This window comes from Burkholderia pulmonis (assembly GCF_984667975.1).
On record NZ_OZ480187.1, the window covers coordinates 3,358,237 to 3,370,433 of the forward strand.

Here is a 12,197-nt window from a genome sequence, read left to right on the forward strand (position 1 = left end):
CCCCGGGCAGCCGGCCGAACAGCCAAGGAGATTTGCATGACCGACAGGACTTACAGGATTGCCGTGATCCCCGGCGACGGCATCGGCCGCGAGGTGATGCCCGAGGGCCTGCGCGCGCTCGACGCCGTGACCGCGCGCTTCGGCATCCGCTTCGACTTCGTCGAGATCGACTGGGCAAGCTGCGACTACTACGCGCAGCACGGCAAGATGATGCCGGACGACTGGAAGGCGCAGCTGTCGGGCATGGACGCGATCCTGTTCGGCGCGGTCGGCTGGCCTGCGACGGTGCCGGATCACATTTCGCTGTGGGGCTCGCTGCTGAAATTCCGCCGCGAATTCGACCAGTACATCAACCTGCGGCCGGCACGCCTGTTCGACGGCGTGCCGTCTCCGCTCGCCGGACGCCGCGCGGGCGACATCGACTTCATGATCGTGCGCGAGAACACCGAGGGCGAATATTCGTCGGTCGGCGGCACGATGTTCGAAGGCACCGATCGCGAAGTCGTGATGCAACAGTCGATCTTCACGCGGCACGGCACCGAGCGCGTGCTGAAATTCGCGTTCGAGCTCGCGCAGCGGCGCGCGAAGCGCCTCACCGTCGCGACCAAGAGCAACGGCATCGCGATCAGCATGCCGTGGTGGGATGCGCGCGCGGCCGAGATGGCCGAACGCTATCCGGAGATCGCCGTCGACAAGCAGCACATCGACATCCTGTGCGCGCGCTTCGTGCTGCAGCCGGACCGCTTCGACGTCGTCGTCGCGTCGAACCTGTTCGGCGACATCCTGTCGGATCTCGGGCCCGCCTGTACGGGCACGATCGGCATCGCGCCGTCGGCGAACCTGAACCCCGACCGCACATTCCCGTCGCTGTTCGAACCCGTGCACGGTTCGGCGCCCGACATCGCGGGGCAGCACATCGCGAATCCGGTCGCGATGATCTGGTCGGCGGCGATGATGCTCGACTTCCTCGGCAACGGCGCGGGCCGCGAACGCGAAGCACACGATGCGATCGTCGCCGCGATCGAGGACGTGCTGCGCACGGGGCCGCATACGCGCGATCTCGGCGGCCACGCGGGCACGCAGGAAGTGGGCGAGGCGATTGCCGCACGGATTGCGGGCTGAGGGCCGAGGGCCGAGAGTCACGCCCGGCGCTCGTGCCGGGCGGCACTTCATGAATCGATCTGCGGTGAGCAACACGCGATGCGTTCGCGCACTCGTGCGGATGCTGCGCAAGCGTGCGCGGTGAAATCGAACGGTGAGTCACGCCGTGCAGCGACACGCACGGCTCGCACCGTCTTTCGTCGACAGTCGAAATCGATTCGATCGGTGAGTTGCGCATCAGGCTCGCGCACACCGGTCGTCACTGCATGGTCGAACCGGCGCGACCGGTGAGAGGCATCATCGAGTGACGCACACCATTGCACGTCGACACGTCCTCGTGACCGGGTGCGACGCCGCGTCGATCCGCTCGAAACACACGGTTCGACGCGACATTTCCCCTCATCCCGAAAAACCTCACCTTCAGCGCTCAGCTCCCGAATTTCCTCACCTTTGAGCTTCGGTGACGCGTTCGCCGCTGCGCTGAGTCGAGGCGTCCGTCACAGTCCGAGGTCGGACAGCCCAGGATGATCGTCCGGACGACGGCCGAGCGGCCAGTGATAAAGACGATCGGCCTCGCGAATCGGCAGATCATTGATGCTCGCGTGGCGATGCGCCATCAAGCCGTTTTCGTCGAACTCCCAGTTCTCGTTGCCGTACGAACGGAACCAGTTGCCCGCGTCGTCATGCCATTCGTACGCGAAGCGCACCGCGATGCGATTGCCGTCGAACGCCCACAGCTCCTTGATCAGCCGGTAGTCGAGTTCGCGCGCCCACTTCCGCTGCAGCAGCCCGACGATCTCGTCGCGGCCCGTCACGAACTCCGCGCGATTGCGCCATCGGCTTTGCGGCGTATAGGCGAGCGACACGCGCTGCGGATCGCGCGTGTTCCAGCCGTCCTCGGCGGCGCGCACCTTCTGGCGGGCCGTTTCGAGCGTGAAGGGCGGAACGGGCGGACGGACTTCGGGAGATACGGACATGAGTTGCTCCTGTTCAGAGTTCAGGGTTCGGGCCGCACACGTATGCGGCCGGTTCGGATTCGCTGCGTCGGCTACCGCGATACGGTATCGAGCAGCAGTTCGGCCGTCGCGCGCGCATCGCGCGCGGCGCCGGCATCGCCGCTGACGAGCGCCACGCCGATCGCGCCGTCGATCAGCACGAGCCATTGACGCGCGATGCGCGCAAGCCCGCGGCGCTCGATGCCCGTTTCGTCGGCATACGCGTCGAAGCGTTCACGCACGAACGCCAGCAGGCGTGCCTTGTGCAGGCGTGCGACGACGCGCACGGGATCGTCGGCATCGGGTATCTCGCCGGACGCGTTCAGGAATGCGCAGCCGTGAAAATCGGGCTGCCCGAACCAGTCGCGCAGCACGTCGAACATGCCGAGCAACTGCGCGCGCGGCGTCTTGCCGCGCGCCAGCGTGGCGTCGACGAACCAGCGCATCCAGCGCTCGTCGCGGCGTTCGAGCGCGGCGACGACCAGCGCCTCTTTCGATTCGAAATGCGAATAGAAGCTTTTTCGCGCCGCGCCGGATCGCTTCACGATTGCGTCGACACCCGTTGCGTGGATGCCGCCGGAATAGATCAGCGCTTCGGCCGCGTCGAGCAGCCGGTCGCGAACGCCCGGTTCGCCGGAGGAGTCGTGAGGTGTGTTCATGGGTTTACGGTAGAACGATCGTTCTCCCTCGTCAACGCCCGTGTGAAAAGGCCCTGTCGACGGAAGGGCCGAAGCGTGCACCGGCCCGCCGCGTTTACGACATTTTTTCTTGAAGCGGATACGCGATGCTCACTACACTTCGGTCACCCTGTCTGGGCGAAAGGACATCATGCAGCGACCGGAATCCGCGCGCCCCGCGCGTGCCTATGCGGCTTATGCGAAGCGGCTCGACGGCCGCGTCGTCGTGCGGCGCTTCGATCCGCACGGCGATTCGTACGACGCGCTGACCGCGCTGCTGCATCGTGCATTCGCGCCGCTCGGCGCACTGGGCTTCAACTGCCCGGGCGTCGATCAGTCGGCATCGGCAACACGCGAACGCGTGCTGACCGACGAATGCTTCGTCGCGCTCGGCAACGCGCATCTGATCGCGACGATGACGATGCTGTCGCACGATCCCGATTCCCGCTGCGATCCGTATCGCAGCCGGCGCGTCGCAACGCTCGGCCAGCTGGCCGTCGATCCGGTCTGGCAGGATCGCGGCATCGGCCGCTCGCTGCTCGCATTTGCTCAACGCCGTGCCGCCGCGCGCGGCGCGACGCATCTCGCGCTCGACGCGCCGTATGCGGCCGTCCGGCTCGTCGATTTCTATCGTCGCGAAGGATTTCAGCCGGTCGACGTCGTGCGCTTTCCGGGACACAACTACGACAGCACGATCCTGTGCAAGGCCGTCAGCGTCGCGGACGGTCGCCTGCGTGCGTACGACACGACGCAGATCGACGTGGTGCGGCAAGCCGGTGCGGCGTCATGAAACACGATGTACCGAAAAGCGATGGCGACGACGATCACGCGCGGCTCGCCGTCCGGCAAGCCCGCGTGCGCGCGGCGCTGCGACTGCGCGGCGTGATGAAGCTGACAATCGTCACGATCGCGGCTGCGCATGCGCTGACGTTCGCGTTCGAAGGCCTGCTGATCGCCGCCGGTTTCGCGCCGGAGGCCGCGGCGGTGCTGCTGTTCCGTTTCGTGACCTGCGCGCTCGTCAGCTTCTGGCTGCAGGCGGATGCACTGCGCGCGTACCGGTACGCGGCGCAACACGGGTTCGTCACGACTCCCGGCCCGCACGGCGACCCGATCGACGTTGCGCCGCAGTGCCCGAAGCGCTGGCTCGTCGTGTTGAATCTCCAGCTCGATCCGCGCGGGTCGAATGGTGAACGGATCAAGTAGCGGCCTGCGCACCGATCAGCGCCGATCGCCGCCGGTTGCATCGCGTATGCGTATGAATGAGTTGCAACGCGACGCGCAACTCACGGTTGACGCGCCGGTTCGGTACGACATCGCATGCGGTGCGCAGCGAACGCTCGCACGACAAGCGCAGCAGGGAAGTGCGTGGAAGCAGAGAAAACAGGCGCCGAACGGCGTGGCGGGGAGAAGCGGCGCGGCTGCCGACAGGTGAAGCGAGCGTGGGATTGCGAGTCACCGATGCGGGATCGTGCTGCGATCCGGCGCGCCAACACAGCTCCCGAATAATCTCACCTCAAGCGCTGAATCACGCGTTCCGGCGTCGACGGTATCCGCTCAAACGAAAGCGGGGCAGGCGGCAAACATGCCGCACTGCCCCGTCTCGACGCGCGACTCAGACCGTCCAGTCGAGAATCACCTTGCCGCTTTCACCGGACAGCATCGCGGCGAAGCCTTGCTCGTAATCGTCGGCCGCAAAGCGATGCGTGATGATCGGCGACAGGTCGAGGCCGCTCTGCAGCATCGCGACCATCTTGTACCAGGTCTCGAACATCTCGCGGCCGTAGATGCCCTTGATCTCGAGCCCCTTGAAGATCACCTGGTTCCAGTCGATCGCCGTCTGCGCGGGCGGGATGCCGAGCAGCGCGACCTTGCCGCCGTGGTTCATCGCCTCGAGCATGCTCGTGAACGCGCTCGGCACACCCGACATTTCGAGGCCGACGTCGAAGCCTTCGGTCATGTGCAGGTCGGACATCACGTCGCGCAGCGACTCGCGTGCGACATTGACCGCACGCGTCGCGCCCATCTTGCGCGCGAGCTCCAGCCGGTAGTCGTTGATGTCGGTGATGACGACGTTGCGTGCACCGACGTGCTTCGCGATCGCGACGGCCATGATGCCGATCGGGCCCGCGCCGGTGATCAGCACGTCTTCGCCGACGAGGTTGAACGACAGCGCGGTGTGCGTCGCGTTGCCGAACGGATCGAAGATCGACGCGAGATCGTCGGAGATCTCGGGCGGAATCTTGAACGCGTTGAACGCCGGAATCGCCAGGTACTCGGCGAACGCGCCTTCGCGGTTCACGCCGACGCCGACCGTGTTGCGGCACAGATGCCGGCGCCCCGCGCGACAGTTGCGGCAGAAGCCGCACGTGATGTGGCCTTCGCCGGACACGCGATCGCCGATCGCGAAGCCGCGCACTTCCTGCCCCATCTCGACGATCTCGCCGACGTATTCGTGGCCGACGTGCATCGGCACGGGAATCGTCTTCTGCGCCCAGTCGTCCCACTTCCAGATATGAATGTCGGTGCCGCAGATCGCAGTGCGGCGGATCTTGATCAGCACGTCGTTGTGGCCGACTTCGGGACGCTTCACGCGCGTGAGCGTGAGGCCGGGGCCACGTTCGAGCTTTGCCAGTGCCTTCATGATCGCGCCTCCGTCAGATGATGCCGAGCGACTTGCCGACGCGCACGAACGCGGCGACCGTCTGGTCGATCTGTTCGGGCGTATGCGCGGCGCTCATCTGCGTGCGGATGCGCGCGCGGCCGCGCGGCACGACGGGGAACGAGAAGCCGATCACGTAGACGCCTTCGGCGAGCAGCCTGTCGGCCATGTTCGTCGCGAGCTGTGCGTCGCCGAGCATCACCGGGATGATCGGGTGCGCACCGGGCACGAGCGTGAAGCCCGCTTCGGTCATCTGCTGGCGGAAACGCGCACCGTTCTCGCGCACGCGCTCGCGCAGCTTCGCGCCTTCGTCGCTGCCGAGCAGTTCCAGCACCTTCAGCGATGCCGCGGCGATGCTCGGCGTGAGCGTGTTCGAGAACAGGTACGGACGCGAACGCTGGCGCAGCAGTTCGATCACTTCGCGACGTGCGGCGACATAGCCACCCGATGCGCCGCCGAGCGCCTTGCCTAGCGTGCCGGTGATGATGTCGACACGGCCTTCGACGCCGCAGTGCTCGGGCGTGCCGCGGCCGTGCGTGCCGATGAAGCCGACCGCATGCGAATCGTCGACCATCACGAGCGCGCCGTAGCGATCGGCGAGATCGCAGATGCCTTTGAGATCGGCGATGATGCCGTCCATCGAGAACACGCCGTCGGTCGCGATCAGCTTGTGGCGCGCGCCCGCTGCGTCTGCTTCCTTCAGCTTCGCCTCGAGGTCGGACAGGTCGTTGTTCTTGTAGCGGAAACGCTTCGCCTTGCAGAGGCGGACGCCGTCGATGATGCTCGCGTGATTCAGCTCGTCGCTGATTATCGCGTCGTTCTCGTCGAGCAGCGTCTCGAACAGACCGCCGTTCGCATCGAAGCAGCTCGAATACAGGATGCTGTCCTCGGTGCCGAGAAACGCGGCCAGCGCGCTTTCCAGTTGCTTGTGGACGGTTTGCGTGCCGCAGATGAAGCGGACCGATGCCATGCCGAAGCCGTCCTGGTCGAGGCCGGCCTTCGCCGCATCGATCAGGCGCGGATCGTTCGCCAGACCCAGATAGTTGTTCGCGCAGAAATTGAGCACGCCGGCACCGCCGGCGAGCCGCACGGCCGCCGCCTGGGGACTCGCGATCTCGCGCTCGGTCTTGTAAAAACCGTCCGCGCGGATCTGGTCGAGCGTCCCGCGCACCTGGGCGAGAAAGGCATCACGCATCGCAAAGCTCCTGACAGGGATTCGCATTCCGCAGCGCATCGCTCGTGGCGGCGCAACGGCCTGCTACTGTTATAGTCGGTCGTTCGGTTGACCGCATTTATCCGATATTCCGAACTGGAATTCGAAATATCGAACAACTCTAAGCGAACGGAATCCAAATGGCAAGTTCCTCCCGGTCGCGGCGCACGCCTGCCGACGCCGCACCGCAGCCGCCCGCCGTCACGCCGCCGCCCGCCGTCACGCCGCCGCGTGTCGGCGAGCAGATCCAGCGGCTGCGCAACGAGCGCAAGCTGACGCTCGACGACCTGTCGCGCGCGGCCGGCGTATCGAAATCGATGCTCTCCGAGATTGAACGCGACAAGGCCAACCCGACGATCGCCGTTGCATGGCGGCTGACGAACGCGCTCGGCATCACGCTCGACGAACTGTTCTCGCAGCCGAAGGCGCCCGAGACGATTCGCGTCGACGGCCCGCACGACATTCCGACGCTCGCCGGTCACGACGGCCGGTACCAGCTGCGCGTATGGGGCCCGATCGACCTCGCCGGCAAGTTCGAGTGGTACGAACTGACGCTGCCGGGCGGCGGCGCGCTGGTATCGAACGCGCACGAACCCGGCACGCGCGAGCACCTTACCGTGCTGCAGGGCGCAATGGAAATCGAGGCCGCGGCGGCCAGCCGGCGCCTGAAAGTGGGCGACACCGCACGCTACCCGGCCGACGAGCCGCACGCGATCCGCAATCCCGGCAAGGCCGAAGCGCGGGCATTGCTGATCGTGATTCATCGCTGACGGCGCGGATAGTCGGCCAAAAGGTCAATCGCAGGCCAGTTGCGGAAAATACTGTATGTTTGTACAGTATACGGACATTCCGCCATGCACGGGCCGGAGCCGGCGCACCGAGGCGTCCGCCCCGGTCGACAGGAGCCTGCAATGACAGAAGAACAAGATTTGGCCGCGCTCAGCTTCAAGGCTGCCGCGCACGACCTCGAACTGATCGTTCGCCATATTGCCGTGCGGTACATCCGTCAGCGCGTGCCGCTGACGTGGCGCCTGCTGCACGCGATCGAAGCCGAGGCGCTCGCCGATCTCGGCTTTGCCAGCCGGCACGAGGCCGGCATGCGCCAACTGTTCGAACGGCCGTCGGACATGACGTTTCCCGAAACGGACGATCCGATCGACTTCGGGCGCTCGAATGCGCTGCCCGCCGTCTTTTCGTTCGCGGTTCTCGCGTACGAAGCCGCGGCAACGACGCACGATACAGCGCCTCGCGAGCGTGCTTCTCGTCAGTCCAAGGCGTGGGGCGACTGATGGCCAGGCCCCGGCCACGGCCCAGGGTGGCCGGGTTCAGTCTCCTGCAGCCCGATACGTTGCGGAAAGCGCTACCATATACGCAACTAACGGAATAAACACCATGTCCCTTCCCACCTCTCCCGACACCGCTGCACGCCCGGAAGAAAAGGATCTGTTCGACCGCGGCGCATCCGACTGGATCGTTTCGCCCGAAGCAGCGTTCGACGCATGGCTGGCAATGCAGGACTATCGCCGCTCGTCGGCCGATGTCTATCGCGCGCAGTGGGGCGCGTTTCTCGCCTGGATGCGTGCGCACCAGAAGAACCTGGCGACGGTCGATACGCCCACCATCGCGAACTTCGTCGGCGAGTTGCCGATCAAGAAAACGCAGCGAATGCGCTATCTCCGGCTGATCGAACGCGTGCTCGACCACATCCGTCGCACCGAGTACGCATCGACCAATCCGGCCCGCTTCATTGCTCAGGATGGCGAAGCGAACTGGCGCAAGGCCCGCGACAACGAGCCGACCGGCTTCCTCGCGCCGGCGGAACGCGCGACGCTGCTCGCGTATCTGTTTTCGCCGATCGGCGTATCGGGTTCCGCGTACTGGAAAGAGCGCCGCGACCGCGCGCTCGTCGCCGCTTTTCTTGGTGCCGGCATCAAGACCGGGGAGGCCCGCGCACTTACGATTAGTTGCATCAATACGAGCGGCACATCGTTGCAGATCGAGTCGACGCATCCGGATTACGCACGCGAAACCCACCTCGCGTCGTTCGCGATCGCGCTGCTCGAAGCATGGCTCACCGAGCGCAAACGCCAGGAGATTCCGGGCGAACTCGTGTTTCCCGCATCGCACGCCGGGCGGCCGATGCACAAGGCGACGATGTTGCGCGCGATCGACGCGATCGTCGAATCGGCCGGGCTCACGTCGTCGCGCACCGCGCGCGCAAGCCCGCAAACGCTGCGCAACACCTACGCGGCCGAACTGTTCGAGCACGACGTGCCGCCCGAGCGGGTCGGCAAATGGCTGGGCTTCATGCGGCCGATCTCGTCGAATCGCCTGCATCGCGCATGGAAAAACTGGCGCGACGGGCTGGCCGACAACAAAGGTGACGCGGCAGACAGCGACGAAACTCACTGATCGGGAAACGGCTGCTCACGCGAAGCGATCCGTGAGCAGCCTTGTGTGGCGCAGCCTCACCGTTTCTCGGCTCCCGAAAAACCTCACCTCAAGCGTCCCGAATCGTCTCACCTGTGCGGGACTGTCTGCCTCCGGGTCACGTTTGCGCGAAACGTGCGACGGCTTCGAACCGGGACGGCCATGCGCCCGAAGCATGCTCGCACTCGGGGCATGCCACCTCGAAACCTTCGTCACCGTGTGACAGCTCCGGCTCGCCGTCGCAATGCGGGCACCGCGTCGGCGCCGGGATTTCCTGATCGAGCGAGGTGCCGATCGCCGCATACGCTTCAGCATCAAGTTGCCCCGCATCGGCCAGGCGCCGGATCAGCGCGGCGATTTCCGGATTCATGCCACGGCTTGCACGCAACGAACTGACGTCACGCGTCGCGCGTTCCAGTTCGTCGCTCTGGGTGCGCAACTGCTCTTCGAGCCGGTCGGCACGCGCCTTGGCCGAACTCAATTGCTGCAGGAAATCGAATTCCTTGCGCTGCACGTCGCGCAGCCCGCTCTGATAGGTCGACGCCATGCTGCGCAACGAGTCCAGCTCGACCAGCATCGGTTTGACGCGACGTTCGGCTTCGGCCACCGCATCCTTGATTTGTTGCGCGTAGTGCTCGGTGCGCTGCTGCAATTCGGCCTGCAGCGTATCGATGCGGTCGCGCAGCGTCGCGTTCTGCGCCTGTTCGGCATCGATGCGGCCGGCGGCCGCGGTCAGTTCCTTTTCCAGTCGGGCAACTGTGGTGAGCAACGTTGCCTCGCTTGCCGAACCGTGCGTCGTCTGCGACGCGAGCTGCACTTCGAGTTCGGTCACACGCGCCTGCAATTGCTCGTTTCGTGCTTCACCGCGCGCAAGCGCGCCTTCGAGCGTTTCCTGGCGGACGGTTGCATCACGCAACCGCTGTTCGGCATCGGCTACGCCGGCGCGAACCTGCTCACGATCGCCATCGAGGCTGTCGCGCGCTGCTTTCAACGCTTCTTCATAAAGTGCGCCGAGCAACGCACCGGCCTTTTCCTCGACGGCCTTCGGGATAGCCGCGCCGTCGAGCCTGATCTTGGATGCCGAACGGATGCGTTCCCAGAAATGATCGATGTCTTTCGGGATGTCGCTGGCGCTGCCGGTTTGGGTGAGATCGCGAACGTTGGCGGCCGACGGGCGAATCCCGAGATCGAAGAACAAGCGCTTGCACGCATGTAGCGACAGTTCCTGGCGCCGCGCTCCGCCGGCACGAAGCGATTCCAGTTCTTCCCGAATGACTTGGCGCATTTCGTCCAGGGTCATGACCGTGCTCACAGACATTGAAGTGTGGCAATCATAACGAAATACGTATTTCTTGATACTAGTTTTGTGCTGACGTTGCGAATTTACGTCGTTCTGCACAGAAATCGGATCTGTGAGCCTATCCAGTCGACGGAGGTCAAAGATTCCGTGAAACAAAGCGAAGAAAGTTAGCCAAGTCCTTGTCGTACAAGCATTTTCCCGCAGACCGCGAATTTTGGCATTTGTTTCACATGACAACGGATCCGGTTGCCTGTGGGTGTTCAGGGGTTGGGGTATCTGTGGAAAACTCTTCGGCCCATGTCTTGAGAGTATTAGAAGTAAACACCCTTGAACCCTTAGTTAAAAACGTTAACGCCACGGCACAGCCTTATGTAGCAAGGCTTTCCAGCTGACAAGGTGAAGTTTTACGGGAGCCAAGGTGATCTTCTGCGGGAGCTGAAGTGATGGGGTTCGGGGAGCTGCGTGAGCCGTTGCAGGAAAGGTCGTGAGCGGATTCGGGATCACAGTGAAACACGAGATTTCCCAAAGGTGAGGTTTTTCGGGGCCGCACAGCCACGGAAGCCGCGCTGTGCCTGACTGCACAGTTTTCTGCCTGTGCAGACACAGGTGAGAATTTGCGGGACCTGCTTCGCGCCCCGTTTCTGCCCATCTTTTGGGCAGATTTGGCGAAAGGTGAGGTTTCACGGGACTCCGCGGGATTTTGCTGTGAGGGTTTCCGGGAAACGGACGCCATTTTGCACAGCAAAAGTGCTCTCGGGGGCCTGTGATGCCCCAAAGGTGAGGCTTTTCGGGAGGGAAATCCGGGTTTTCCTGCCCTGATCACGTAAAGGTGAGCTTTTTCGGGGCATGGATCACAGGCTGTGACCTGGGTGAAGGGTGAGCATTTTCGGGAATGGTATTTGCTGAAAAAATGGTCAAAGGTGAGGCTTTTCGGGACCTGTGACCGGCCGGATTCGTCGAAAAGCCCACCAGGGCTGGGAGAAATCTCGTTTTTGCTGTGCCACTTTTTGGCACAGGTGAGCGTTTTCGGGGGCTGACATACGGTTGTCGTATGAAGGATTCGGCCCGAAAGGTGAGGCTTTTCGGGGGATCCCGGCGATGCACAGCCAAATGCCTTCTGTGTATAAGTATCGGAAGGGATTGAGATTTTTGATACCGGGCCGGTTACGGTGAGATTTTTCGGGAGCCATTCCCGTACCCGCTGCTGTGCCGCATTTTTTCCGTCAGGTGAGCGTTTTCGGGAGGTGTTGGCAGCAAGTCCCGCGTGTGTCGGGCGTTCATCGGTATCTGAACAAATGAATCTGCTGTGCCCAAGGTGAGTATTTTCGGGACCCGACACGATTGGTGCGCTGTACAATGCGCGCCCGGGCCGTACAAACAGGCCCGATCGGGTTGGGCAGGCCGGTTTTGACGGGGCTTTTCCGGGCGTCGGATCGGGATTCGATCTTCCGGTGACCCGTGCCTGTACATGCATACAGGCCGATGCGGGAAGGTCGGGAGGGCGCGACGAGATGCAATCGCAACCCTGTGCCGAACGCATGGCCTTGAAGTCGCAAAATTACGACAAATTGATAGGTGAGCCGATACGGGAGCGAATTCCGCACGTGTCATGCACAGGTGAAATTCTGTGAATCGGCGCATCCCGCAGCACGTCTGGAAGAGTCCGGAACGCTGCAACGGCGGACCGGTGAGGGTTTTCGGGAGTGGTTGGGGTGAGTGCCGTTTTGCATGCGCGCTTCACCGGCTATGGTGAGCATGTCGTTCTGGACGCACATCACCGCAGGCGCTATCCTTCCGGGAAACTTCACCTCCGACCCGACGT

The 12,197-nt window shown here is 63.9% G+C and carries 11 protein-coding genes; 6 read left to right on the forward strand and 5 right to left on the reverse strand.

Features of this window, described 5'->3' with window-relative positions:
• The first annotated feature begins 36 nt into the window (after positions 1-36).
• A complete protein-coding gene (locus AC5LXK_RS31830; protein WP_493392613.1) occupies positions 37-1,122 on the forward strand; it encodes a tartrate dehydrogenase in 1,086 nt (361 codons plus the stop codon).
• 476 nt (positions 1,123-1,598) lie between these two features.
• Here AC5LXK_RS31830 and AC5LXK_RS31835 read toward each other — a convergent pair whose 3' ends face one another.
• On the reverse strand, positions 1,599-2,078 hold the full coding sequence (locus AC5LXK_RS31835) for a nuclear transport factor 2 family protein (protein WP_493392614.1): 480 nt from the start codon (positions 2,076-2,078) through the stop codon (positions 1,599-1,601).
• A gap of 71 nt (positions 2,079-2,149) precedes the next feature.
• On the reverse strand, positions 2,150-2,755 hold the full coding sequence (locus AC5LXK_RS31840) for a TetR/AcrR family transcriptional regulator (protein WP_493392615.1): 606 nt from the start codon (positions 2,753-2,755) through the stop codon (positions 2,150-2,152).
• A gap of 169 nt (positions 2,756-2,924) precedes the next feature.
• On the opposite strand from AC5LXK_RS31840, the gene AC5LXK_RS31845 reads away from it, so the two are divergent.
• Positions 2,925-3,563 (forward strand): GNAT family N-acetyltransferase, encoded by a 639-nt coding sequence (locus tag AC5LXK_RS31845; RefSeq protein ID WP_493392616.1) that lies wholly within the window; start codon positions 2,925-2,927, stop codon positions 3,561-3,563.
• On the forward strand, positions 3,560-3,976 hold the full coding sequence (locus AC5LXK_RS31850) for a hypothetical protein (protein WP_493392617.1): 417 nt from the start codon (positions 3,560-3,562) through the stop codon (positions 3,974-3,976). Before AC5LXK_RS31845 ends, AC5LXK_RS31850 begins: the two co-directional genes overlap by 4 nt.
• 409 nt (positions 3,977-4,385) lie before the next feature.
• Here the strand turns inward: AC5LXK_RS31850 and tdh are convergent, their stop codons facing one another.
• Positions 4,386-5,414, reverse strand: a complete 1,029-nt coding sequence (gene tdh / locus AC5LXK_RS31855; protein WP_059238284.1) for an L-threonine 3-dehydrogenase — start codon at positions 5,412-5,414, stop codon at positions 4,386-4,388.
• A 13-nt stretch (positions 5,415-5,427) separates the two neighbouring features.
• Entirely contained in the window at positions 5,428-6,627 is a 1,200-nt protein-coding gene (locus AC5LXK_RS31860; protein ID WP_493392618.1) for a glycine C-acetyltransferase, read from the reverse strand.
• Between the two features lie 158 nt (positions 6,628-6,785).
• Between AC5LXK_RS31860 and AC5LXK_RS31865 the strand changes: the two genes are divergently transcribed.
• The 3 genes from AC5LXK_RS31865 (at position 6,786) to AC5LXK_RS31875 (ending at position 9,057) form a co-directional block, all read left to right on the forward strand.
• Positions 6,786-7,415 (forward strand): helix-turn-helix domain-containing protein, encoded by a 630-nt coding sequence (locus AC5LXK_RS31865; RefSeq protein WP_493392619.1) that lies wholly within the window; start codon positions 6,786-6,788, stop codon positions 7,413-7,415.
• A 141-nt stretch (positions 7,416-7,556) separates the two neighbouring features.
• Positions 7,557-7,934 (forward strand): DUF2471 family protein, encoded by a 378-nt coding sequence (locus AC5LXK_RS31870; RefSeq protein ID WP_493392620.1) that lies wholly within the window; start codon positions 7,557-7,559, stop codon positions 7,932-7,934.
• 103 nt (positions 7,935-8,037) lie between these two features.
• Positions 8,038-9,057 carry a tyrosine-type recombinase/integrase gene (locus AC5LXK_RS31875; RefSeq protein ID WP_493392621.1) on the forward strand — a complete coding sequence of 340 codons (1,020 nt, stop codon included), beginning with the start codon at positions 8,038-8,040 and terminating at the stop codon, positions 9,055-9,057.
• Between the two features lie 136 nt (positions 9,058-9,193).
• On the opposite strand, the gene AC5LXK_RS31880 is transcribed toward AC5LXK_RS31875, so the two are convergent.
• The gene (locus tag AC5LXK_RS31880) at positions 9,194-10,375 is read right to left on the reverse strand and encodes a DNA-binding protein (RefSeq protein ID WP_493392622.1); all 1,182 of its coding nucleotides are present in this window, start codon (positions 10,373-10,375) and stop codon (positions 9,194-9,196) included.
• Positions 10,376-12,197 lie beyond the last annotated feature (1,822 nt).